Genomic DNA, 21,991 nt, shown 5'->3' with positions numbered 1-21,991 from the left:
CGAGATCGCGCTCGGCGACCTGTCTACCGACGTCGCGCCGCTCTCCGACAAGGACACGCTGGGCATCGCCATGAAGAGCATGGTGACGAACCTGCGCGAGACCGCCCGGGTTGCCGAAACCATCGCCAATGGCGACCTGACCGTCAACGTCAAGCCGATGTCGGACAAGGACACGCTCGGCATCGCGCTGGAAACCATGGTCCACCGCCTGCGCGGCGTGGTCGGCGACGCGCTCGCCGCTTCCGACAATGTCTCTTCCGGTAGCCAGGAGCTCTCCTCCGCCTCCGAACAGGTCTCCCAGGGCGCTTCCGAACAGGCGGCCTCCGCCGAAGAAGCCTCGGCCTCGATGGAGGAGATGGCCGCCAACATCAAGCAGAATGCCGACAACGCCGCCCAGACCGAGAAGATCGCCCGCCAGTCCGCCAAGGATGCCGAAGCCTCGGGCCAGGCCGTCAATCGTGCCGTCGGCGCCATGCGCACCATCGCCGAGAAGATCTCCATCGTCCAGGAAATCGCCCGCCAGACCGACCTGCTCGCGCTGAATGCCGCCGTCGAGGCCGCCCGCGCCGGCGAGCACGGCAAGGGCTTCGCGGTCGTCGCCTCCGAAGTGCGCAAGCTGGCCGAGCGCTCGCAGTCCGCTGCCGCCGAAATCTCGGCTCTGTCAGGTGACACCGTTCAGGTGGCGACCGAGGCCGGCGAGATGCTGAACCGTCTGGTGCCCGANGACCTGCTCGCGCTGAATGCCGCCGTCGAGGCCGCCCGCGCCGGCGAGCACGGCAAGGGCTTCGCGGTCGTCGCCTCCGAAGTGCGCAAGCTGGCCGAGCGCTCACAGTCCGCCGCCGCCGAAATCTCGGCGCTATCAGGTGACACCGTTCAGGTGGCGACCGAGGCCGGCGAGATGCTGAACCGTCTGGTGCCCGACATCCGCAAGACCGCCGAGCTGGTCTCGGAGATCTCGGCCGCCTGCCGCGAACAGGACATCGGCGCCTCGCAGATCAACGAGGCGATCCAGCAGCTGGACAAGGTGACCCAGCAGAATGCCGGGGCCTCGGAGGAAATGTCGGCAACGTCGGAAGAGCTGGCCGCCCAGGCCGAGGAGCTGCAGGCCTCGATCGCCTTCTTCAAGGTCGAGCAGAGCCAGGCGGCCGCCCGGCAGGGTGCACGTCCCGCCGCAGCCCCTGCTCGCGCAAAGGCGCCGACAGCACCGGCTCCGGTCAAGCGCAAGCCCGCCGCTGCTGCCCCTGCCGCCGGCCGCCAGACGGTGGCTGCCCAGCAGGCCCGCGTCAAAGGCTTCGCGCTCGATATGGGTGGGCCGGACGAGGATGACGACGACTTCCGCGTCAGCGCCTGAGGCAAAACATCCGACCGAAAAGCGGGAAGCTGTTTTCGCAGAAATCCGATGCGAAGACAGAAAGCTGGAGCAATGGACCGCACACCGCTTTCGGTCAAATGCTCTCTGGGTGACTGAGCGGACACAAGTGGAAAAGGCAATTGTGCGCAGCGGCTGGAAACGGTCGCTGCGCACAGCCATGACTGCCCTTGCAAAAAGGATGAGTATTCATGGCTTTGCCTCAGACATGCCGGTTTCTCCCCGCATCCCCTTGCTGAACGATGGAGGTGGGAGCCGCAAATGAGACAGTCGATTGCCCTGATGGGCTGCTTGATGGCAAGCCTTTTCGCAGCGATATCCGTTGCAGGAGCGCAGGATGGGAATGAGGCCGCGCGCGCTGTCTTTGCGCCCGTGGTGAAGGAACACGCCATTCCCGGCCTCGTCGTCGGCATCACCCGCAATGGCAAGCACAGCTTTTACCTCTCAGGCCTGGCCTCGAAAGCCGACCGGCGCGCGGTGACGCCGGACACGCTGTTCGAGCTCGGCTCGATCAGCAAGATCTTCACCGTGACGCTGGCCGCGCTGGCGGAGGAGCGGGGGAAGCTTCGGCTTGACGACACGCTCGCCCAGCATCTGTGCGCCGGCGCCTGCACGATCTCGGGCGATCTCACGCTGATGGATCTGGCGACGCACCGCTCGGGCGGGCTGCCTTTGCAGGTGCCTGATGGCGTCAAGACGGTGGACGGGCTGGCGCGCTGGCTGAAGAGCTGGCAGCCGCCGAAGCCGGGAGCGCGCAGCTATTCCAATATCAGCATCGGCCTGCTGGGTCATGTCACCGGCAAAGCCCTGGATATGCCCTATAAGCAAGCGGTCCAGACCGTGCTCTTCCCGGCCTTCGGCCTTGAGAACAGCTGGATCGACGTGCCCAAGCGCCAGATGGCGCTCTATGCCTATGGCTATGACTGGCGCAGCGGCGCGCCGATCCGCGTCAATCCCGGCCTGCTCGATGCCGAAGCCTATGGCGTGAAATCGAGCGCGCGCGACATGCTGCAGCTTCTGGATGTCGAACTCGGGCAGGCCGATGCGCCCAAGGAGCTGCGCAAAGCCATTGCCCGGACGCGGGAGCCGCAATACCGCACGGCCTTCTTCACCCAGGACATGATCTGGGAGCAATATCCCTGGCCGGTCGGGCTGGAGCGGATGGTGGCCGGCAATGGGCCCGACATGATCATGACGCCGCAGCCGGTCGAGGCGCTCGATCCCGCAGCCCGCGCAGGCGACCCGGTGATCCTCAACAAGACCGGATCCACCAATGGCTTCGGGAACTATATCGCCATGGTCCCGAGCGAAAGGCTCGGCGTGGTGATGCTCGCCAACAAGAACATTCCGATCGAGGCGCGCGTGCGGGCGACCTATGCCCTGATCAAGGCGCTCCTCGGCCCTTGAGGCGGATAGCGGGACAGAGCGGGAGCGCGGGGCGCAGGCGGCGCCGGCTGCCTCACCGGCATTATCGACATTGACGTGCAGGGACCGCCCGCGCTCAGGCAGGCCGCTTCTGACGGGTAAGGCCCTGCTTCATGGCGTATCAGGCTTTGCCGGGAAGGGTCCGGGCGCGCAGTGGCGCGGGGCGGCTGGCCGGCGCGGCATAATTGCCCTGGCGGCGCGCATCCTTCTCGCGATTGGCGGCGAGATAGCTGATGGCCTGCGGGGTGCGCGCGCTGCCGGCAGCGCTTTCCAGCCAGCCGGCCACGCGGGCGACGCATTCGGCAGGCACCAGCGTATCGACCAGCAGCTCGGCGCGGGTGCGGCCATCGACCATTTCCGCGAGATAGGGATAGAGATAGCTGAGGATCGTCAGCTGATCGGCGATTGGCAGCTTGAGCGCGACCAGCGCGGTTGCAAGCTGCTGGCCTGACACATCGAGAACCAGACGCTCGCCCACTTCGAGATCGGCGTTGAGAACGGCCGAAAGGCAGGAGGCGAGCATGTTGATCTCGCCGAGCCGGGCGAAGCGCACGAGCAGGGCCGCATGGGTGGAATCCACGGCCGGCAGGCTGGGCTCGGCCTTTGCCGGCTGCGGCTGGACGCGTTGCACCATGGCCTTCAGCTCGCGGCGCAGGCGCTGATCGCGATCCATCTGGCTGTCGGCCTCGGCGGCGGTTTCCTGGCGGGCTGGCATTTCCGTCAGCCGCCCGGTGGCGATGTCGAGCCCGCCGCGCGAGATCCGCTGGCGGCGTTCCACCAGCGCCTCGATCAGGGGCGCCGAGAGGCTGTCGCGCCGGGCGATGGCCTCGGCATGCTCGATGCTCTGGGTGCGCACCAGGGCGATCAGCGTCTGATCATCGATGACGGGCGAGGCTGTGAGAAACGGGGCGGCAATGGCGATGGGGGCGCTGCCGATCTGATAGGCGACCGCCTGCGGCACGTGCTGGCATCGCGAAAGCGCCGAGGCCGCCTGGCGCCGTGCCTCGTTGCTGGAGGCGGCGAAGAGCGGAACGAAGAGTTCCTCGAACTGGCGCTGATCGGCCTTGCGGGGCTGGCGCAAGGCCTCGTAGCTGGTGACCGTGGCCAGAAGGACGACATCCTTCACCCGGCTGCCTTGTGCTCTCTCCAATTCCCGGAACCGATCAGACATGATGAGAACCCACTTGCACGCAACACAGGAAGAAGGCGGCTGATCTATCAGCCGGACCGGCGGGCCTGCTCTGAACAGGTCTCCGGACACGCTTGAGACTGCAGTCTAGAAGGGCGTGGTTAACGAGGTCTTAAGGGTAAAGAAGATACTAAGATCTGCTGTCATAAATCGGTACGACTGTGGCCATCCGGCCACAGTCGGTGCCAGCCCCAGCAGATACATCGGTCTATCTGCCTGAAGCAGGGGTCGAGAAACCCGACGCGGTCCGATTCCTAAGATTTTGGTTCCGCATCAAATTTTCCGGCAACTTGGCCCTCTTGCGGTCCGATGGCCGCCAATATGTGCTTTTTCCACAAGGGACCGATGGCAGGTCGAGGCCGGGGCTTGGCAGCAAGAAGCCAGGGACTGTGTGCCCCATCATCCAGCCTTTCCGGGCGGGTCGGCGCATAAAGAAACCGGCATGCCCTGAAGCATGCCGGCTGCATCTGTTTTAAGAAATCGGCCGCGCTTGCTCAGCGCGCGCAGGCGGGATCGCCAGGCATGCAGGCGCCGTTTTCCGGGCGGCGGATCCGGGCGCGCTCGGCGCCGTCCCGCTCGGGATTGCCCTCCCAGTTCTGCCTGTCGCGGTCGCGCATCTCGCGCTCGCCGCGGTAATCGCGCTCACGCTGGTCGCCGCCGCGCTGGTCCCGGTCGCGCTGGTGGTTGTCCCACTCCCGCTGGCGGTTGTCGCGCTCGAAATTCTGGCGGTCACGCTCGCGGTTCTGGCGGTCCAGATCGCGGTTGCGCTGGTCGAGTTCGCGGTTCTCGCGATCCCGCTCGCGGTTCATCCGGTCGCGCTCGCGGTTTTCCCGGTCGCGCTCCCAGTTCTGCTGGCGATCGCGCTCCCAGTTCTGGCGGTCGGGCTCGCGGCGCGGCCGGTCCTGTTCCCAGCGGGGACGATCGGCCTCCCAGCGAGGGCGATCCGGCTCCCAGCGCGGACGCGGCGGCAGGGGACGGTCATCACGCCAGCCCCCGCGCCATTCGCGCCAGTAGTCGCGCTCACGGTAGAAGTCGCGGCTGCGATAGTTGCGTGTCCAATAGGTATCGACGTCGAAGGTGACCGTGGGGATGCCGAGGGGTCGGTAATATTCCGGTGCCAGATAGACGCGCCTCTCGCGATAGATCGTCTGCAGGTAGCGCCCGGCCACCCAGCCGCGGCCATAGCGAAAGGAGACATCGCACCAGGGCACTTCGGCCAGGCAGCCATGGATCTCGACGGAGGCGCCGGCCGGGATGACGGTGACGGCCGGATAGCGCGTGCTGGGGCCGGAGCGCATGTTGACATTGGCTGTGGAATAGCCCGACGCGGCCTCTGCCAGCGACGGAAACAGCCCGACGGCCAGAAATGCAGCACCCGCTGCGGCCGAAAATTTGAAAGCGGAGTTAAACACTGAACTCTCCCTGTGACCCTGACCATGCCTCTTCTCACCAGCGGCCTCCCCGTGGCGCGGGCGAAAGAAAGCATCTTTCGAGGACGTCCGGGGCTGCTTCACGAGATCGCGCAAAAGCGTGAATAAACCTGTGCAGCCCTCAAGAAGTTCCTCACGGTGCACTCTGTCAAAATCAAGGCGTGCGGAAAAGGGCCCTGCGCGATCAAGGTTGCCTTGATGGTTGCGGGACATTTCGGCCGGGAACCGCAGGCATTGCGGGCACTTTGCACAGAAACCCCCTGCGCAGTCCGCTGTGGCTCGGCAGACAGGTATGCCTCCGGCAGGCAAGCTGGCTTATCAGTCTTTTCTCACGCGACGCCGGGAACCAAAGCAGCACCCGCGCGTTCTCACGTCAGCTACAAGGAGCCCGACCCATGATTGAGAAGAAGTTTGCGACCGTGACGAACGAAGACATCTCCGAAGTCGAAGCCAGCGCGGCCAAGGCAGATCTCGATGCGCAGATCGCCGATCTGAAGGCGGAAATTGCGCGCCTGACCGATTCCGTCTCCGCTATCGGCAATAGCGCCAAGGCCGTCGTTCAGTCGGAAGCCGAAGTCATGGCCGACCGCCTGCGCGAACGCGTGCGCGCCGAGCCGATCTCGACGCTTGCCACCATTGCCGGCGTCTCCTTCGTGCTGGGCATGCTCTTTCGCCGCTGATGCGTCAAAAGTTAACGCGGCTTGAACAGCCGCGCCTACAACTGGACACGAAAGACAGGGCCTGCGCCGGCAAACAGCCCGGCGCAGGCCACATTTGCGACTGTTTCAGCCGGTTGGATCCAAGGCCATGAAATCTCTGGTCATAGCAGCATTAAGGTGCGTTAATCGGCTGTTAACGAAGCTGTGGCCAAATCATGCCGAAGATGCGACGATGAACCCGTCACGTCACGGTCATGAAGACCGAATGCATGAAAGCCGGAATGATCCGGAAAAAGGAGAAACCAGGACGGTGCGGTCAGGCCTCGGCCTGCCACGACACCAGCCCGGACAGGGCAGGGTGAAATCTGTTTCGTATTCATCCCTCTCAAACCCAGTGTTGGAGACGAGAATGGCAGACGTAATCCGATTAAAGGACCACCCCGCGCGCGCAAGCCGTCGGGCACAGAATTACGGCAAAGGCAGCTCCGAGGCCGTAGTGCTGATGTTTACAGGCATTCGGTATGAGCGGATCGGCGAGCAGGCCACAGTGCCGCGCGATATGACGCAGCCGCTGAATACCTCCTCCACGCATTGACTCCTGTTCGCCCCTAGCGGTTGCTGGTGAACAGGGCTGCCGGCGTGTGGCCTGGCGCATCGCACTGAGAGGCATCTTGGGATCGCGCCCTGTTGAACAGGTTTGAAAAGACCGCCTTGGTCATGCACTTTGTCGGCAAGGCGACAAGATCGCGGGCCATTTGTCTGGTGACATGGTTTCAGGCCGACGACGGGATGACCGACGCTTGAGCGCGTTATGATGGTCCGGGTGAGCTCCCGACACCTTGAGCCCCATTTGCCCCCACGTCGTTATCGAAAACCGGCGTCTCTTTGATCCCTGACATGCGTCAGTTTTCAGCGCGGAACGTCTCGCAGGACGCCTTCGCCAGAAAATCGCGCGCGCTCTCCTCGAAGCTCTGCGTCGGCGCCATGGCGCGCACCACGGCATAGCCTTCAGGATCGCGCATTTCCACCAGGATTGCCGCGCCCAGCGCATCGGAAGGCAGCTTGCGCAGCTCGGTCAGCTGGCGCGGCGTGGCGGCGATGACGTCGAGTTTGCGCTGGACGGCTGTGGCGTCGTTCATGCTGAACACCTCGTTGGAGGTGCTGTCATAGACGGCGAAGGACCAGAAGGGCACATCGCCTCCGGCGGAAAAGCGCACCGGGCCACCAGCGACGGAAAAGCCGCAGACCGCCACCCGCAGGAACGGATCGTCATCCGACAGGCCGGTTGTGCCCGGCGCGCGGGTGAGCCGAAAGAAGCTGTCCATCTCGAACAGGCCGAGAACGCGGCTATAGGCGTCCTCCGCCGAAAAGCGCGGCAGGCCGAGCACCAGCACGATATGCAGCATGGCCGCGCCGATGAGGCCGATCAGGATGGCATAGGCGACACTACGCATGGGAGCCACATCCGAGCTTGCGGATCGCGGGCATGCCGAGATCGATGAGACCGGACGAGCCGGCTGTCGGCGTGTCCAGAAGCGTCAGCACCAGGCGAAAGGGCCCCGCCGCCGTCAAGGCCAGCCAGTTGCCGGGCTGCGCGGCGGCGGACAGGCGGATGTGGATCACGCCGTCGCCTTCGTGCAGGGCCGTCCAGCTGTTGAGCGCGGTTGGCAGCTCGGGCGCGGCGGTGAGCGTGCGGTCCTGCAGATCGGTCATGTAGAGCGTCCAGAACCGGGCGACCGGCGTCTGGCCGGCGATCTCGTACGCGCAAGCCGCTTCGAGCGGCGCGCCGGCGCTGTCGACGGAAGCGATGAATTGCAGCCCTTCCGCCCCGCCATAGAGCAGGCGGCCCTGGCGCGCGCGGTGGGCACGGGCATAGGGGTCCGCCGATGCTGTCTGGGCATTGGGAAAGGCGGTCCATGGGCCGAGCGCAATCACGCCGAAGCCGACCGTGGTCTTCAACGCCTGCACCGCGGAAGCGATGCCGAGGCCGAAGGCGACGCTAAGAGCCAGGGCAACGAGGAACGGGACGCGAAACAAGGGAACAGGCCGCCTTTAGAACAGGGAAAGAGAGGCTGAGGGGATGAAGCAGGCGATTGCGGCCGGGATGAGATGGTCGTGCGAAGGCGCCGGCTGACAGCGCTCCCTCTCGGAGCTCAGCTGTTGTGGGCCGCTGCCGGCCGGTCTCAACCCCTGCCAGACCGGCACCCGCAATGGTGCCCTTTCCCGCTGTGCCATCGCGCTCACGGCCGGGCCGCCGCGACCTTGCCCGGCGCCAGCGGCACGGGGTGGAGCGCCGGGGCTGCGGTGAAGCGGTCGGCGAGCGTCTTCAGAAGCGTCGTCGCTTCGTTTGAAAGCATGCGCGGGCGCAGCGGAATGGCGGGCAGCGCCTCGCTCTCGGCCACCGTTGCCGTGGCGGGCGTCTTGTCCTTCTTTCCCGGCGCGGGCATGTCCACGCCGGGGATCGGCCGGTGCTCGATGCCCTGTTCGGCATAGTCCATCAGCCGCTTGAAGGTCATGGCCGGCAGGGAGCCGCCGGTCATGTTGTTGCTGGAGGTGTAATCGTCGTTCCCGTACCAGACGGCCGTGGTGTAATCGCCGGTGAAGCCGACATACCAGGCATCGCGATAGGCCTGGGTCGTGCCGGTCTTGCCGCCCGAGAGCACATGGTCGAGCGCCGCCTTGCGCGCGGTGCCGATCACCGGGATCTGCGTCAGCATCCGGTTCATGCTGGAGGTCGCCTTCTCGCTCAGAACCCGGCGGGCCGGCGGCGCGTCGCGGTTGAAGTCGTAGAGAATGTCGCCGTCATAGTTCAGGATCTGGCTGATTCCGTGGCGCCGCGCCTCGACGCCGCCGGCGGGGAAGACGGCATAGCCGGTCGCCTGATCGAGAACGGTCAGCTCCGAGGTGCCGAGCGGAATGGTCTTGTCGGCGCGAATGGGCGTTTCCACGCCCATGTCCTTTGCCATCTTGACGATCCGATCGATGCCCAGCTCGTCCTTGGCCAGGCGCACCGGCACGGTGTTGATCGACTTGGCGATCGCGGTCAGCAGCGTCACCTTGCCGGAATAGGACCGACCGTAATTCTGCGGCGACCAGCCGCGCCAGGTGATCGGCGCATCGCTAATGACGCTTTCGGGGGTGAAGCCCTTCTCCATCGCCGCCGCATAGGTATAGACCTTGAAGGAAGAGCCCGGCTGGCGCAGCGCCTTGGTGGCGCGGTTGAACTGGCTTTCGCCATAGTCCCGCCCGCCGACCATCGCCCGAACGCCGCCGCCATTCTCCACCATCACCAGCGCGCCCTGCTTGACGCGGTAGCTCTCGCCATATTCGCGCAGGGCCGTTTCCACCGCATCCTCCGCGGCCTTCTGCAGGCCCATGTCGATGGTGGTGCGTACGATCAGCGAGTGCTGGGCAAAAGGCGTGGCGATGCGCTGCACCTCCTCGAAAGCCCAGTCGAGGAAGAAGTCCGGCGCTTCCAGCCGGCGCGCCCGGTCCGCCACGGTGGCTGGGTTCAGCCGCGCGGCGATCACCTGCCCCTCGGTCATCAGCCCGCTCTGGACCAGATTGGTCAGGACCTCATTGGCCCGCCCGCGCGCGGCCGGCAGGTTCACATGCGGCGCATAGCGTGCCGGGGCCTTGAACAGGCCGGCGAGCATGGCCGATTCGGCCAGGTTGACGTCGGTGATCGGCTTGCCGAAATAGAACTGCGACGCCGCCGCCGCGCCGAAGGTGCCGCCGCCCATATAGGCACGATCGAGATAGAGGCCGAGAATCTCCTTCTTCGTCAGGTTGCTTTCCAGCCAGAGGGCGAGGAAGGCCTCCTTGATCTTGCGCTCGATCGTGCGCTCATTGGAGAGAAACAGGTTCTTCGCGAGCTGCTGCGTCAGTGTGGAGCCGCCCTGCACCACCCCGCCGGCCCGGGCATTCTCCGTCAGGGCGCGGGCGAGGCCCAGGAAGTCGATGCCGTAATGATCGAAGAAGCGGCGGTCCTCGGTGGCAAGCACCGCCTTGACCAGCGTGTCCGGCAGCTGGTCCACCGGCACGGAATCTTCATGGATGATGCCGCGATGGCCGATCTCGTTGCCGTAGCGATCGAGGAAGGTGACGGCGAAATCGCTCTGCGCCCGCCAGTTGCCCTTGGTCTCCTGAAAGGCGGGCAGGGCCAGCGCAAGCAGGAGAACCGAGCCGACCGTGCCCCACGTCATGCCTTCGCCCAGCAGTTCGAACAGCCAGCGCTTCCAGCCGCGCATGCGGAAGCGGCGGAAGAAGATGGTGATGTCTTCCCACCATTCGGCAAAGCGGAAGCCGGCGGCCCAGACGGTGGAATCGATCCAGGCGTCGATCCGCAGAAAGATATGGCGCTTTCTGGGTCTGTCGTCGTCGTTCATCTGCGGCAAGGGCACGTCCTGCTTGTTTCGGCGGCGGAGCCGGCCCAAATGTTGCACGTCGGGCGGATCTATTCTACGCCCCTTTTGTCTCCCAGCCTCTTAACAGCCGAAAGCCCCTGCCGTCATGTCGCATGAAATCCACAGATCGTTGACCAAGCCTGGCGGGGATAGCGGTCCTGCGGGGGACTGGCACCGGGAAGGGCAGCAGGGCGCCGAGCCTCCCTTCTGGAAGACCAAGACGCTCGAGGAGATGAACCAGGGCGAATGGGAAAGCCTGTGCGACGGCTGCGGCCTGTGCTGTCTCAACAAGCTGGAGGACTGGGAGACGGGCGAGATCGCCTGGACCGAGATCCACTGCACGCTGCTCGACGGCGAGAGCTGCCGCTGTCGCGACTATCCCAACCGGCAGGAGACCGTGCCGGACTGTATCCAGCTGACGCCGGAGGCCGTGCGCACGCTGGCCTGGCTGCCGCCGAGCTGCGGCTATCGCAAGGTGCGCGACGGCGAGGACCTTTCCTGGTGGCACCCGCTCGTCTCGGGCGATCCCGACACCGTGCACCAGGCCGGCATTTCCGCCCGCGGGCGCACGGTGTCCGAGGATGAGGTCGATCTCGACGACTTCGAGGACTATGTCGTGGACTGGCCGCTCGACCCCTCCGACGGCAAGGAAAAATAGAAATATAGGAAAATAGTCCTTGACGGCGTGACGGTGCTTTGATAGGGTTCAGGCATCGTCGAAGAAGTGGGCCGGGGCGGTGGATCAAGGATCCCCTCTGACGGGTCGGCCTTCGACAAGGGAAGAAAATCAAGGCGCTGCCTGCGAGAGCGGGAGGCGCCTTTTTCATGATCGGATGAGCCGATGCACTTTGACACCATCGAGACCAGCCTGTTTTCCTGCCGTCCCGCGCCGGCTGCCTACGATGGCGGCCTCGGGTGGAATGAGGAAAAATATCCTTTCTCTGGCGGCGTGGATCTCGATCTTATGAACCTCGATCACAATGGGCTCGATCTCAAGGGCCTCGGCGAGGTGCAGGGAGAGGATCTGCCGCTGATCCTGGGGGCGTTGACGCGGGAGCTGTGCGGGCAGGTTCAACTGCTGCAGAGCCTCGGCCGGCTGGTGACGGAAACGGCGGACGGAGCGGGCGTCGAGCGCAAGCTGGTTCAGGCCGATGCCAAGGCGCAGATCGAGGCGATCTCGCTGATCGTGCGGACACTGGAAAAGATCGACAGCCTGCAGCGGGCGCTGGCCGAGGCGCGCAGCGACCGGGACGCTGCCGAGGGCGAGGCGGATTACGCCGCGCTTGTGGCGCTCTTCGAGACGCGGGTGGAGGCGCGGGCGCGCGAGCTGGCGGCACGCGGCAAGGCGTGTCGGCCTGCCACAGTGGCGCGCGGCGCGGCGCCGCGCAAACGAACGGCCAAGACCGCCCCGGCGAAAGCGTCGCCCGACTGAGATGGTTCGCAGGCCACGGTCTGGACGTCGAGCCAGCCGGACCCAGCTCGGGCCCGATGCGGTTTCGGCGGCTTCGGTCGCGGTCGCCTGAGACGTCTAACGCAAGGACGGACAGCCATCCGAAACCCGATCTTCTATTTCGGCATCGTGCGAACGTCGTTCCCGCGTCTCCCCGTGACGGTGCAGGCCGAAATGGTTGAGCAAACTGAAAGTGTGACAGCGTGGCGTCTTCGAGCGGATCCATTTCTGAAGGCGCAGACTGTGCCAGCGACGGGATTTCCGGCTCTGTGAACGCGCTGTCGATGTCCGGGGCGCGCGCGCCGGGATTTGCCGCGCTGAAGCGCTTCGGCGAGGATTGGGCCTTGACCGGGCGGTTGGCGCAGATGCCGCCGGAGGGCGACTGGCGGATCTGGCTGCTGATGGGCGGACGCGGCTCCGGCAAGACGCGGGCGGGGTCGGAATGGGTGCATCAGCATGCCTGTGCGGCACGAGCGCCGCTGCGCATCGCGCTGGTGGCGGAGACGCTGGGCGATGCGCGCGAGGTGATGATCGACGGCGTCTCGGGCATCATCCGCATCGCCCGGCGGGCGCGGCCGCTTTTCGAGCCCTCGCGCCGCCGGCTGGTCTGGCCGAACGGCACGATCGCGCAGCTGTTTTCGTCCGAAGACCCTGAAAGCCTGCGCGGGCCGCAATTCGACCTTGCCTGGTGCGACGAGCTGGGAAAATGGCGCCATGCGCAGGAGACCTTCGACATGCTGCAATTCGCGCTGCGGCTCGGCGCAAATCCCCGCAGCCTGGTGACCACCACACCGCGGCCGACGCCGCTGATGAAGGCGCTGATGGCCGATCCCGACACCGTCATCGCCCGCATTCGCACGGCCGACAATCAGGCGCATCTCTCGCCGGGCTTCCTCAAGGCCATGGCGCAGCGCTATGGCGGCACGCGGCTTGGCCGGCAGGAGCTGGAGGGCGAGCTGATCGCCGATCGCGAGGATGCGCTCTGGTCGCGCAGCCAGCTGGAAGCCTTGCGCTGCCGGCAACCGGATGCGCTCACCCGCATTCTCGTCGCGGTCGATCCGCCGGCGGCTGCCGGCCGCCACAGCTGCTGCGGTATTGTCGTCGCCGGGCTGAACGCGGCGGGACAGGCCGTGGTGCTGGCCGATGCCTCGGTGGAAAGCCGCAGCCCGGCCGGCTGGGCGCGGGCGGCAGTGGAGGCCTATCACCGCTTTTCCGCCGACCGTCTGGTGGCCGAGGTCAACCAGGGCGGCGACATGGTGGCGGCGCTGCTGAAGGGCATAGACGCGGCGCTGCCGCTGACCAGCGTGCGCGCGACGCGCGGCAAATGGCGACGGGCGGAGCCGGTCGCCGCGCTCTACGAGCAGGGCCGCGTGCTGCATGCCGGCGCCTTCGCAGCGCTCGAGGACCAGATGTGCGACTTCGGCCCCGACGGCCTTTCGTCCGGCCGCTCGCCCGACCGGCTCGACGCGCTGGTCTGGGCGCTGACGGCGCTTTTGATCGACGGGCAAGGACTGCCGCGCGTGCGCAGCCTCTAGAGTATCGGACTGGAACGTGGGGCCCGGCTTTCGCCTTGCAGCGCTGACACTATGGAGATCACGCCGCGCGCCGGAAGAACGAAAAAGGCGACCGGTTGCCCGATCGCCCTCTCGTCATGAAATATACCCAAGTATAAAGGCTTTCGTCTTGAAACTGGGGACGCGGATGCGCCAAGCGGCCCGGCGCGTCCTATCGACGCTTTGCGAAGACCTATTTGGCGGCAGGCTGCGACGGCTTGACCGGCTTGGATCCGGTGGTGCGAATGGCGCGCCATTCGTTTTCGAAGCGTTCGAACAGGCTCTGCGAAATGGTCTTGATCGTCATGGTCAGTCTTCCGGCATGTCTGTTGGGGGTTCGGCCGGGCTAACGGTCTGGCGGAACATTGGTTCCATCCTTATCCGGCGAACCTTCCCTCAGCGCCCGTCTCAGCCCTTGCTGGAGGCGCGGAAGGCCAAATTGATTCCTGGGCGGGCGGCCTGCGCGCCGCGCATCTGCTGCCATTCGTTCTCGATGCGGTTCATCATCTTCTGAGAGATGGTTTCGGTCTGTGCGGGACGCACCTTGGTCTCGATCATGCTCATCGGCCGCTCCTGCTCAATGGTTGTTATGGCATGAACGATTGCATTGCAGCATTTCGAAGTAAATAGGCATTTCAACGATTTAATCGGTTTAAAAAATCTAAATCGGTTGAGTCAAACAGGTCATTTTATGCATGAGCAAAATGGAGCACGACCTTTGTGCAAAGCGTCCTTTTTTGAGACAGCCCGTGCCGCGCTTTTCGCCGGTAAGATGACGGCAGACCAGGAAGCGGGCATCGAGACGATTCTGGCGCGCTGGCGCAGCCTGGGTCCGCATGTAGATCGCCGGTTCGTGGCTTACGGTCTTGCGACGGCGCATCACGAGACCGGCCGGCTGATGCAGCCGGTGCGCGAGACCTTTGCCGCAAGCGACGCGCAGGCCATTGCCCGGCTGGAGCGCGCCTATCGCCGCGGCCGCCTGCCGCAGGTGACGGAGCCCTACTGGCGCACGGATGCCGAGGGCCGAAGCTGGTTCGGGCGCGGTTACGTCCAGCTGACGCACCGCGCCAATTATGCCGTTCTGTCGAAAGCCACCGGCCTCGATCTCCTGGGCAATCCCGATCTGGCGCTGCAGAGCGAACCGGCCGCGACCATCCTCGTCACCGGGCTGGTCGAGGGGCTCTTCACCGGCCGTCGCCTCGGCGACTATCTGCGGGCCGGCGCCGTGGATTGGCGTGGCGCGCGCCGCACGGTGAACGGCACAGACCGGGCCGAGCTGATCGCAGGCTATGCCCGCGCCTATGAGGCGGCGCTGCTGGCCGGCGGTTTCTGACCGCGCGGGGCTCTCTGCCCGTCAACCGCCCGCAAGCGAATCATCCCGCTAGAGACAACCTGCATGAGACAACCCGCAAGAGACCAAGGAGAGCGCCATGCGCCCATTCTTCAAACTGCGCGCGCGCCGCTTGCCTGACGAGGCGGGGCAGGCGCCCGCTCCGCGCGCGCCGCGGCCGGACGAGGCCAAGAGCGCGGCGATCCTGGCGGCACTTTCCGCCGGGGCCCCGGCGCAATGGACCGGCCGTTCCTATGGCGCGCTGGCGCGGGAAGGGTTCCTGCGCAATCCGGTCGCCTATCGCTGCGTGCGCCTGGTGGCGGAGGCGGCGGGCGCGGTGCCGCTCCTACTTTATACCCGTCAGCAGGAACTGACGGAACACCCCGTTCTAACCCTGCTGGCGCGGCCGAACGAGCGGCAGTCGGGCATCGACTTTCTCGAAACCCTCTATGGCCATCTGCTTCTGTCAGGCAATGCCTATGTCGAGGGCGTGGCGATCGACGGGCGGCTGCGGGCGCTGCACTTGCTGCGGCCGGACCGCATCCGCATTGTCGAGGGCGCGGATGGCTGGCCGGACGCCTATGAATACCGGCTGGGCGGACGCGTGCGGCGCCATGGCGCGGCCGATGGCCTGCTCCTGCATCTGCGGCTGTTCCACCCGCTGGACGATCATCTGGGCTATCCGCCGCTCGCCGCCGCGCAGACCGCGCTCGATCTGTCCAACGCGGCGGCGCGCTGGAACAAGGCGCTGCTCGACAATTCGGCCCGCCCTTCCGGCGCTTTGGTCTATCAGCCCAAGGAGGGCGGCAACCTGCCGCCGGAGCAGTTCGACCGGCTGAAGAGCGAGCTGGACGACGGCTATACCGGCCCCGCGCGCGCAGGCCGGCCCTTGCTGCTCGAAGGCGGGCTGGACTGGAAGCCCATGGGGCTCTCGCCCCGGGAGATGGATTTTGTCGAGGCGAGGAACGGGGCGGCGCGCGACATCGCGCTCGCCTTCGGCGTGCCGCCCATGATGCTCGGCCTGCCGGGCGACAACACCTATGCCAATTACCAGGAGGCGAACCGCGCCTTTTTCCGCCTGACCGTGCTGCCGATGATCGGCCGGACGCTGGCGGCGCTGTCTGTCTGGTTCGGCGAGCGTTTCGGGGAGGATCTGTCGCTGCGGCCGGATCTCGATGCCGTGGCCGGCCTTTCGGCCGAGCGCGGCGAATTGTGGAAGCGGCTGAGTGAGGCCGACTTCCTCACCGAAGCCGAAAAGCGCCAGGCCGTCGGCTATTGACGCATGCCGCCGCGGACGGCTCACCGGTTTCGCGGTGAGACCTTCGAGAAAACAGAGACTTATAGCGCGAGAAAGCGGATCTGAACGATCCGGTGCGCCTTAACGGACAAAACGGCCGGCTCCCCCGCGCTGGCCAGGGAAAGGACGGCGACATGGCCGACTGGAATGGCGTTTCGGATGTCTGGCTGGCGCGTCTCCTGGGCGCGCTCGCCGGCGCCTCGGTCTCGCTGGTCTATATGCTGCCGAAAAGCGCGCAGGAGGCGGCCATCCGCTTCCTCACCGGGCTTGCCTGCGGCCTCGTCTTCGGCGGGCCGGCCGGTCTGTGGCTCAGCCGGAAGCTGGAGATCGCCCCGGCGCTGTCGGCCAGCGAAATGCTGCTGACGGGCTCGGCCGCCGCCAGCCTCGGCGCCTGGTGGGGGCTCGGCGCCATCGCCCGGCTGGCCGACCGGCTGGGCCGGGGCACGCCGAACGGGCGCTGACGCTCGCCGTTCATCGGCGAGACGAACAGAGGCCGGGGATTGCGCGAACCCGTCCTGGCCTCGCAACCATCCGATTATCGCGGAGACAAGCAAGATGACAGACCGACCACGGGCCTGGCAGACGAAGACGGCTGCGCGGCTGACGCTTTCGGGCGTCAGCGGCCAGGGCCGCTTCTCCGGCTATGCCAGCCTGTTCAACGAGGTGGACCTCGGCCAGGACATGATCGAGCCCGGCGCCTTTTCCCGCTCGCTGGCGCGGCGCGGAGCCGAGGGCGTGCGCATGCTCTTCCAGCACGACCCGGCCGAGCCGATCGGCAGCTGGGTGACGCTGCGCGAGGACCAGCGCGGCCTCTTCGTCGAGGGGCAGCTCGCCACCGGCGTGGCCCGGGCGCGCGAGGTGCATGCGCTGCTGACCAATGGCGCGCTGGACGGGCTTTCGATCGGCTTCCAGACGCTGCGCGCCCGCACCGACGCCAAGACCGGCGTGCGCCGCATCCTGGAGGCCGATCTCTGGGAAATCTCGATCGTCACCTTCCCCATGCTGCCTTCGGCGCGCGTGTCGAATGTGAAGGATGCGCGGTGGTTCCGCGACAAGGAAACGGAGCTCGTGCGCGGTCTGCGCCGGGTGGCCCGCATGATGAAAACCAGACCATAAGGATCGCTTTTCATGACTGTTGAGACCCAACATCCCGAGACGAAGGCCGCCGACCACATGACCGCGCCGGAAATCAAGACCACGCCGGACACCGTGGCCGCCGCCTTCGAGGATTTCATGTCCGCCTTCGAGGCCTTCAAGGAAACCAATGACCGGCGTCTGGACGAGCTGGAAACCAAGCTGTCGTCCGACGTGCTGACGCGCGAGAAGATGGAGCGCATCAACCGCAGCATGGACGAGCAGAAGCGCGCGCTCGACCAGCTCATCCTGCGCAAGGCCCGCCCGGCGATCGGCGGCGGCGATGCCTCGGCCGGAGAGATGCGCGAACACAAGGCCGCCTTCGAGGCCTATCTGCGCAAGGGCGACGAGCAGGGCCTGCGCGAGATGGAAAGCAAGGCGATGAGCGTCGGCTCGGCCGCCGATGGCGGCTATCTGGTGCCCCGGGAAACCGACAGCGAGATCGGCCGGCGCCTGGCGGTGGTCTCGCCGATCCGCGGGCTGGCCACCGTGCGGCAGGTGACCGGCGCCGTGCTGAAGAAGCCCTTCGCGCTGGCCGGCATGGCTACCGGCTGGGTGGCGGAAACGGCGGCGCGTCCGCAGACGGCGTCCCCGCAGCTGGCCGAGCTCTCCTTCCCCACCATGGAGCTTTACGCCATGCCGGCGGCGACCGCCGCCCTGCTCGATGACGCGGCCGTCGATGTGGAAAGCTGGATCGCGGCGGAGGTCGATCTTGCCTTCGGCCTGCAGGAAGGCCAGGCCTTCGTCACCGGCGACGGCGTCAACAAGCCCAAGGGTTTCCTGAGCTATGACACCGTGGCCGACAGCGCCTGGAGCTGGGGCAATCTCGGCTATGTGGCCACGGGCGCGGCCGGCGCCTTTTCGCCCGCAGGCGCCTCGGACACGCTGGTGGACACGATCTATGCGCTGAAGGCCAGCTATCGCCGCAATGCCGGTTTCGTCATGAGCCGCAAGACGCAGGCCGAAATCCGCAAGCTCAAGGATTCCACCGGCCATTATCTCTGGCAGCCGCCGGCCTCTGCTGAAGCGCGGGCGAGCCTGATGGGCTTCCCGCTGACGGAAGCCGAGGAAATGCCGGATATTGCCGCCGGCAGCCTGGCCATCGCCTTCGGCGATTTTGCGGCCGGCTATCTCGTGGTGGACCGCACCGGCGTGCGCGTGCTGCGGGACCCCTATTCCGCCAAGCCCTATGTGCTGTTCTACACCACCAAGCGCGTGGGCGGCGGGGTGCAGAATTTCGAGGCGATCAAGCTGATCAAATTCGCCGCCTCTTGATTTTGCACCGGGCAGCCCTTTCTCCCTTTGCTGGATCACGCGGCCGTGATGTCGCCATGCCGGCGCTTGCCATCGCCCAGATGCGACCGGTCGGCAGCGAGAAGGGCCGTCCGAGGCTTAAGCGCCGCTCCTGCCTCCAGAGACTCGGACTGGTTCCGGTTTCCAGTCCTGCTCTCTCGCGGCTGCGGCCCGTCCGTCGCCCCGCGCCTGCAACGTCGGCGCGGGATGGCGATGGATGAAGGCCGCGCGGGCGGATGCGGGGAGCCCCTCCCACCCGCATCCGCCCGACCTCTCTCGATGATTTTTTGATCTCTTCACCGCACCGCCGGCTGAGCGCCGCGATGCCGGAACCTGCGGAATTTTTCCATGACCCTTGCAGAACTGACACCGCCCGGCAGCGAACCTTTGACGCTGGCCGAGGCGAAGGCGCATCTGCGCCTGGAGACGGCGGATGAGGATGCGCTCGTCACCGCGCTGATCCGCACGGTGCGCCAGCACCTGGAGCGCGAGACCGGACTGGCGCTGATCACCCGCAGCCTGCGGCTCTATCTCGATGATTGGCCCGACACACGCATCATCTCCCTTCCGGTCGGCCCCGTGACCGCCGTAGACGGCGTGACGCTCTACGATGCCGAGGGGCATCCCAGCGAGATCGGCGCGGCCGGTTTCGTGCTCGATGGCCGGGCCTATCCGCCGCGGCTGCTCGCGCCGGTCCTGCCTTCGCCCGACCAGCCGCTGAACGGCATCGAGATCGACCTTACCGCCGGCTTCGGCCCCACGGGCGCCACGGTGCCGGATGGGCTGAAGCGGGCGATGCTGCAGCACCTGGCATTGCTCTTCGCCTTTCGCGGGGTGGTGGCGCCGCAGGACCAGCCGGCCGGCGTGCCGCTCGGCTACGACCGTCTGCTCGCGCCCTACCGCATGTGGAGGCTATGATCGCCATGCTCTCCAATCTCGATCCCGGCGCGCTCTCCGCGCGGCTTGCCTGGGAGCATCCGGTGGAAGCGCCGGATGGACAGGGCGGCGTCTCCATCGCTTATCAAACTGCCGGCGCGCTCTGGGCCCGCATCGAGCCCGTGCAGGCGCGGTGGGAGGAGGCGGGCAACGAGGCCGGCGCCGAGCGAACGCACCGCATCTGGCTGCGCCATCGCGACGATCTCAAGGCCGGCGACCGGCTGCGTCTGGGCGCGCGGCTGTTTACCCTCCTCAGCCTCCATGATCCGGACGAGACGCGCCGCATGCTGGTGGCCGAGGCGCGCGAGCTTGTGTCATGAGCGCGGCCGGTCCTCTGCAGGCGGCGCTGGTCGCCTATCTCTCCGCCGATGCGCCTCTGACCGCGCTGATCGGCGCACATGGCATTTGCGACCGGCTGGTGCCGGCCACGACGCCACGGCCCTATCTGCGCATTCTCGACATCGACAGCCGCGACATTTCGGGCGATCTCATGCCCCTCTGGGAACATGGGCTGCGCCTGCTCGTGGTGGGGCCGGAGGGCGGACACCGCGTGGTCGAGACCGTCGCCGCCCGGTTGCGGCTGCTTCTGGACAATGCCGCGCTGACGCTTAACGGCCACCACCTGGCGAGCCTTGCCTGCCAGTCCTGCCGCATTCGCCGTGACGAAACGCTGAAGGGCCATGTGGCCGAACTCACCTTGCGCGCCGTCACCGAGCCGGCGTGAGCCTTCCCCTTAGTTCAAAACAACCAGGAGCCAGAGATCATGGCCGTGCAGAAGGGCAGGGATCTCCTGCTGAAGATCGACAAGTCAGGCGCCTTCGTCACCATTGGCGGCCTGCGCGCAAAGCGGCTCGCCTTCAATGCGGAGCTGGTGGACGTGACCGATTCGGAATCCTCCGGCCGCTGGCGCGAGCTTCTGGGCGGGGCCGGCGTGCAGCGCGCCGCCGTTTCCGGCCAGGGCCTGTTCAAGGACCAGGAAGCGGATGCGCTGGTGCGCACGGCGTTCTTCGCCGGCAGCCTTCTGTCCTGGCAGCTGATCCTGCCGGATTTCGGCACGATCACCGGCCTGTTCCAGATTGCCGGGCTCACCTATTCCGGCGCCTATAATGGCGAGGTGCAGTTCGACATTGCGCTGGAATCGGCGGGCGCACTGACTTTCGTGGCGTTGTGATGGGCGCGCCGTCCCGTGACCCGCGTCGCGCCAACCGGCAGCGCGGCGAGATCGAGGCCGTTCTCGGCGGCGAGCGCCGGGTGCTGTGCCTGACGCTCGGCAGTCTGGCGGAGCTGGAAACCGCCTTCGGCGTGGCCGGGCTGGCGGCGCTTGCCGCCCGCTTCGGGCAGGGGCAGCTCGCCGCCCGCGACCTGATCCACCTTCTCGGGGCCGGCCTGCGCGGCGCGGGTGCGGACATCTCGGACGAGGAGGTGGCCGCGATGACGATGGATGGCGGCTTGGCCCCGGCGGCCGACGCCGTCTCCGCTCTGCTCGCCGCTGCCTTCGGCCTGCCTGCATCGCCGGAGACATCGCCGGACCCTGTGCCGGACCCTCCGCAGGACCCTTGAGCGCCGCAGCCGGCAGCGCGCCCGAACCCTTTTCCTGGGCCGGGCTCATGCATGCGGGCCTGTGCCGGCTGCGGCTTCATCCCGACCTCTTCTGGCGCCTGACCCCGGTGGAACTCGCTGCCGCGACAGGCGCCTTCGCGCCGGAAGAGGCGGTCCCCGCGCGCAACGATCTGGCGGCGCTGATGGCCGCCTATCCCGATGCGCCTTCCTCGGCGGGTCTTGACGGTGACGCCGCCTCGTCGCCCTTTTTCGCAGGAGAACCGCAATGAGCGATGTGACAACGAGCCCTGCAACAGGCGGCGCCACGGCGGCGGGTGTCGAGGGCTTGGGCGACCTGACCCAGGCGGGGCGGTCGCTTGCCGAGGTGCTCGACGGTCTTGAGGCGCGCGCGCAGCTTCGGAACGGCGCTGACGGGCGCGCTGACCGCAGGCCTGCGCGACGGCCGCTCGCTGGAAGACGTTCTGCGCCAGACCGCTCTGCGCCTGTCTGATATCGCCCTGCAGGCCGGGCTGCAGCCGCTGCAGAACCTGGTCGGTGCGACCGCCAGCAGCCTGATCGAGGGTCTCGGCAAGGCGGCCGGGGCGACGCCGGGCTTGACGCCCGGAAGCTCGCCGAACTTGGCCATCGCGGCGGGCGAGAGGGGCGCGGCGGCTGCCCCCGCGTCCTCGCCGCTCGCCGCAGCGGCGGCGAGCGCCTTTACGGCCGACGGTCAGTTCGCCACGCCGGCCCTGCTCCGGCAGGCCGCAAGCGCGCGCGATCCGGGCCTGTCCGAGCCCGTTTCCGCCGGCATGCCGGCCAGCGCGGCGGCGCCTGCCGCGCCCTCGGTCGTGTTCAACATCCGCACCGAGGATGCCGCGAGCTTCCGCCGGTCCGAGGGCCAGATCGCGGCGATGCTGAGCCGGACGGTGCTGCGCGGCCGGCGCGGTCTTTAACTCTGCCTCGCTCCTCGCGCATTTGACC

The 21,991-nt window shown here is 66.7% G+C and carries 26 protein-coding genes; 20 read left to right on the top strand and 6 right to left on the bottom strand.

From position 1 onward, the window contains the following. From BJF92_RS14780 to ampC, 3 genes are all read left to right on the top strand, one after another. Window positions 1–1,351: methyl-accepting chemotaxis protein (locus tag BJF92_RS14780; protein WP_245294767.1), on the top strand; the 1,351-nt coding region annotated here is incomplete at its 5' end. After that, window positions 1,323–1,634, top strand: a complete 312-nt coding sequence (locus BJF92_RS25200; protein WP_143524037.1) for a hypothetical protein — start codon at window positions 1,323–1,325, stop codon at window positions 1,632–1,634. The genes BJF92_RS14780 and BJF92_RS25200, both read left to right, overlap by 29 nt. Beyond that, on the top strand, window positions 1,631–2,776 hold the full coding sequence (ampC, locus tag BJF92_RS14775; RefSeq protein WP_075635491.1) for a class C beta-lactamase: 1,146 nt from the start codon (window positions 1,631–1,633) through the stop codon (window positions 2,774–2,776). Before BJF92_RS25200 ends, ampC begins: the two co-directional genes overlap by 4 nt. Before the next feature lie 139 nt (window positions 2,777–2,915). Here the strand turns inward: ampC and BJF92_RS14770 are convergent, their stop codons facing one another. After that, entirely contained in the window at window positions 2,916–3,920 is a 1,005-nt protein-coding gene (locus tag BJF92_RS14770) for a DUF2336 domain-containing protein (protein WP_158032231.1), read from the bottom strand. A 557-nt stretch (window positions 3,921–4,477) separates the two neighbouring features. After that, window positions 4,478–5,395 (bottom strand): SH3 domain-containing protein, encoded by a 918-nt coding sequence (locus BJF92_RS14765; RefSeq protein WP_245294766.1) that lies wholly within the window; start codon window positions 5,393–5,395, stop codon window positions 4,478–4,480. 413 nt (window positions 5,396–5,808) lie between these two features. Here BJF92_RS14765 and BJF92_RS14760 point away from each other — a divergent pair, with 413 nt between their 5' ends. Both BJF92_RS14760 and BJF92_RS25195 read left to right on the top strand, forming a co-directional pair. Beyond that, a complete protein-coding gene (locus BJF92_RS14760; RefSeq protein ID WP_075635489.1) occupies window positions 5,809–6,093 on the top strand; it encodes a hypothetical protein in 285 nt (94 codons plus the stop codon). A 388-nt stretch (window positions 6,094–6,481) separates the two neighbouring features. Next, window positions 6,482–6,667, top strand: coding sequence for a hypothetical protein (locus BJF92_RS25195; RefSeq protein WP_143524036.1), 186 nt, complete (start codon window positions 6,482–6,484; stop codon window positions 6,665–6,667). Between the two features lie 307 nt (window positions 6,668–6,974). On the opposite strand, the gene BJF92_RS14755 is transcribed toward BJF92_RS25195, so the two are convergent. The 3 genes from BJF92_RS14755 to BJF92_RS14745 form a co-directional block, all read right to left on the bottom strand. Next, on the bottom strand, window positions 6,975–7,526 hold the full coding sequence (locus BJF92_RS14755) for a DUF1254 domain-containing protein (protein ID WP_075635488.1): 552 nt from the start codon (window positions 7,524–7,526) through the stop codon (window positions 6,975–6,977). Next, complete coding sequence (locus tag BJF92_RS14750; protein WP_075635487.1) at window positions 7,519–8,109, bottom strand: DUF1214 domain-containing protein; 591 nt, start codon at window positions 8,107–8,109, stop codon at window positions 7,519–7,521. Before BJF92_RS14750 ends, BJF92_RS14755 begins: the two co-directional genes overlap by 8 nt. Before the next feature lie 203 nt (window positions 8,110–8,312). After that, window positions 8,313–10,460 (bottom strand): transglycosylase domain-containing protein, encoded by a 2,148-nt coding sequence (locus BJF92_RS14745; protein ID WP_075635560.1) that lies wholly within the window; start codon window positions 10,458–10,460, stop codon window positions 8,313–8,315. Window positions 10,461–10,608: 148 nt separating this feature from the next. On the opposite strand from BJF92_RS14745, the gene BJF92_RS14740 reads away from it, so the two are divergent. From BJF92_RS14740 to BJF92_RS14730, 3 genes are all read left to right on the top strand, one after another. Then, window positions 10,609–11,136, top strand: coding sequence for a YcgN family cysteine cluster protein (locus BJF92_RS14740; RefSeq protein ID WP_280938385.1), 528 nt, complete (start codon window positions 10,609–10,611; stop codon window positions 11,134–11,136). 183 nt (window positions 11,137–11,319) lie between these two features. Further along, a complete protein-coding gene (locus BJF92_RS14735; protein WP_075635486.1) occupies window positions 11,320–11,910 on the top strand; it encodes a hypothetical protein in 591 nt (196 codons plus the stop codon). 302 nt (window positions 11,911–12,212) lie between these two features. Continuing rightward, a complete protein-coding gene (locus BJF92_RS14730; RefSeq protein ID WP_075635558.1) occupies window positions 12,213–13,463 on the top strand; it encodes a DNA-packaging protein in 1,251 nt (416 codons plus the stop codon). 426 nt (window positions 13,464–13,889) lie between these two features. Here the strand turns inward: BJF92_RS14730 and BJF92_RS25600 are convergent, their stop codons facing one another. Then, entirely contained in the window at window positions 13,890–14,039 is a 150-nt protein-coding gene (locus tag BJF92_RS25600; RefSeq protein ID WP_158032230.1) for a hypothetical protein, read from the bottom strand. 214 nt (window positions 14,040–14,253) lie between these two features. On the opposite strand from BJF92_RS25600, the gene BJF92_RS14725 reads away from it, so the two are divergent. The 12 genes from BJF92_RS14725 (at window position 14,254) to BJF92_RS14670 (ending at window position 21,963) form a co-directional block, all read left to right on the top strand. Then, a complete protein-coding gene (locus BJF92_RS14725; RefSeq protein ID WP_245294765.1) occupies window positions 14,254–14,814 on the top strand; it encodes a glycoside hydrolase family 19 protein in 561 nt (186 codons plus the stop codon). A gap of 97 nt (window positions 14,815–14,911) precedes the next feature. Next, entirely contained in the window at window positions 14,912–16,090 is a 1,179-nt protein-coding gene (locus BJF92_RS14720; protein WP_075635484.1) for a phage portal protein, read from the top strand. 152 nt (window positions 16,091–16,242) lie between these two features. Continuing rightward, window positions 16,243–16,569, top strand: a complete 327-nt coding sequence (locus BJF92_RS14715; RefSeq protein ID WP_075635483.1) for a DUF6107 family protein — start codon at window positions 16,243–16,245, stop codon at window positions 16,567–16,569. Window positions 16,570–16,663: 94 nt separating this feature from the next. After that, a complete protein-coding gene (locus BJF92_RS14710) occupies window positions 16,664–17,224 on the top strand; it encodes an HK97 family phage prohead protease (RefSeq protein WP_075635482.1) in 561 nt (186 codons plus the stop codon). A 12-nt stretch (window positions 17,225–17,236) separates the two neighbouring features. Then, entirely contained in the window at window positions 17,237–18,517 is a 1,281-nt protein-coding gene (locus BJF92_RS14705; RefSeq protein ID WP_078058057.1) for a phage major capsid protein, read from the top strand. 366 nt (window positions 18,518–18,883) lie between these two features. Beyond that, window positions 18,884–19,453 carry a head-tail connector protein gene (locus BJF92_RS14700; protein WP_075635481.1) on the top strand — a complete coding sequence of 190 codons (570 nt, stop codon included), beginning with the start codon at window positions 18,884–18,886 and terminating at the stop codon, window positions 19,451–19,453. Then, window positions 19,450–19,791 carry a phage head closure protein gene (locus BJF92_RS14695; protein WP_245294764.1) on the top strand — a complete coding sequence of 114 codons (342 nt, stop codon included), beginning with the start codon at window positions 19,450–19,452 and terminating at the stop codon, window positions 19,789–19,791. Before BJF92_RS14700 ends, BJF92_RS14695 begins: the two co-directional genes overlap by 4 nt. Beyond that, window positions 19,788–20,195 carry a DUF3168 domain-containing protein gene (locus tag BJF92_RS14690; RefSeq protein WP_075635480.1) on the top strand — a complete coding sequence of 136 codons (408 nt, stop codon included), beginning with the start codon at window positions 19,788–19,790 and terminating at the stop codon, window positions 20,193–20,195. The genes BJF92_RS14695 and BJF92_RS14690 overlap by 4 nt, the downstream gene beginning before the upstream one ends. A 39-nt stretch (window positions 20,196–20,234) precedes the next feature. After that, a complete protein-coding gene (locus BJF92_RS14685; protein ID WP_075635479.1) occupies window positions 20,235–20,642 on the top strand; it encodes a phage major tail protein, TP901-1 family in 408 nt (135 codons plus the stop codon). Further along, a complete protein-coding gene (locus BJF92_RS14680; RefSeq protein ID WP_075635478.1) occupies window positions 20,642–21,031 on the top strand; it encodes a gene transfer agent family protein in 390 nt (129 codons plus the stop codon). The genes BJF92_RS14685 and BJF92_RS14680 overlap by 1 nt, the downstream gene beginning before the upstream one ends. Further along, window positions 21,028–21,300: a rcc01693 family protein gene (locus BJF92_RS14675; protein ID WP_078058055.1), complete on the top strand. Its 273-nt coding sequence runs from the start codon at window positions 21,028–21,030 to the stop codon at window positions 21,298–21,300. Before BJF92_RS14680 ends, BJF92_RS14675 begins: the two co-directional genes overlap by 4 nt. Before the next feature lie 108 nt (window positions 21,301–21,408). Continuing rightward, entirely contained in the window at window positions 21,409–21,963 is a 555-nt protein-coding gene (locus tag BJF92_RS14670; RefSeq protein WP_075635477.1) for a hypothetical protein, read from the top strand. Window positions 21,964–21,991: the final 28 nt, after the last annotated feature.

The organism is Xaviernesmea rhizosphaerae (assembly GCF_001938945.1).
GTDB lineage: Bacteria > Pseudomonadota > Alphaproteobacteria > Rhizobiales > Rhizobiaceae > Xaviernesmea > Xaviernesmea rhizosphaerae.
Note: the sequence above shows the minus strand (reverse complement) of the source record. Positions and strands in the feature narration are given on the sequence as shown.

Coding starts and splice junctions, on each gene's coding strand:
- BJF92_RS14680 (WP_075635478.1), top strand. CDS start 20,642: ATGGGCGCGCCGTCCCGTGACCCGCGTCGCGCCAACCGGCAGCGCGGC.
- BJF92_RS14760 (WP_075635489.1), top strand. CDS start 5,809: ATGATTGAGAAGAAGTTTGCGACCGTGACGAACGAAGACATCTCCGAA.
- BJF92_RS14695 (WP_245294764.1), top strand. CDS start 19,450: ATGATCGCCATGCTCTCCAATCTCGATCCCGGCGCGCTCTCCGCGCGG.
- BJF92_RS14755 (WP_075635488.1), bottom strand. CDS start 7,526: ATGCGTAGTGTCGCCTATGCCATCCTGATCGGCCTCATCGGCGCGGCC.
- BJF92_RS14710 (WP_075635482.1), top strand. CDS start 16,664: ATGACAGACCGACCACGGGCCTGGCAGACGAAGACGGCTGCGCGGCTG.
- BJF92_RS14685 (WP_075635479.1), top strand. CDS start 20,235: ATGGCCGTGCAGAAGGGCAGGGATCTCCTGCTGAAGATCGACAAGTCA.
- BJF92_RS14725 (WP_245294765.1), top strand. CDS start 14,254: ATGACGGCAGACCAGGAAGCGGGCATCGAGACGATTCTGGCGCGCTGG.
- BJF92_RS14690 (WP_075635480.1), top strand. CDS start 19,788: ATGAGCGCGGCCGGTCCTCTGCAGGCGGCGCTGGTCGCCTATCTCTCC.
- ampC (WP_075635491.1), top strand. CDS start 1,631: ATGAGACAGTCGATTGCCCTGATGGGCTGCTTGATGGCAAGCCTTTTC.
- BJF92_RS14720 (WP_075635484.1), top strand. CDS start 14,912: ATGCGCCCATTCTTCAAACTGCGCGCGCGCCGCTTGCCTGACGAGGCG.
- BJF92_RS14700 (WP_075635481.1), top strand. CDS start 18,884: ATGACCCTTGCAGAACTGACACCGCCCGGCAGCGAACCTTTGACGCTG.
- BJF92_RS14705 (WP_078058057.1), top strand. CDS start 17,237: ATGACTGTTGAGACCCAACATCCCGAGACGAAGGCCGCCGACCACATG.
- BJF92_RS14735 (WP_075635486.1), top strand. CDS start 11,320: ATGCACTTTGACACCATCGAGACCAGCCTGTTTTCCTGCCGTCCCGCG.
- BJF92_RS25600 (WP_158032230.1), bottom strand. CDS start 14,039: ATGATCGAGACCAAGGTGCGTCCCGCACAGACCGAAACCATCTCTCAG.
- BJF92_RS25200 (WP_143524037.1), top strand. CDS start 1,323: ATGACGACGACTTCCGCGTCAGCGCCTGAGGCAAAACATCCGACCGAA.
- BJF92_RS25195 (WP_143524036.1), top strand. CDS start 6,482: ATGGCAGACGTAATCCGATTAAAGGACCACCCCGCGCGCGCAAGCCGT.
- BJF92_RS14715 (WP_075635483.1), top strand. CDS start 16,243: ATGGCCGACTGGAATGGCGTTTCGGATGTCTGGCTGGCGCGTCTCCTG.
- BJF92_RS14745 (WP_075635560.1), bottom strand. CDS start 10,460: ATGAACGACGACGACAGACCCAGAAAGCGCCATATCTTTCTGCGGATC.
- BJF92_RS14730 (WP_075635558.1), top strand. CDS start 12,213: ATGTCCGGGGCGCGCGCGCCGGGATTTGCCGCGCTGAAGCGCTTCGGC.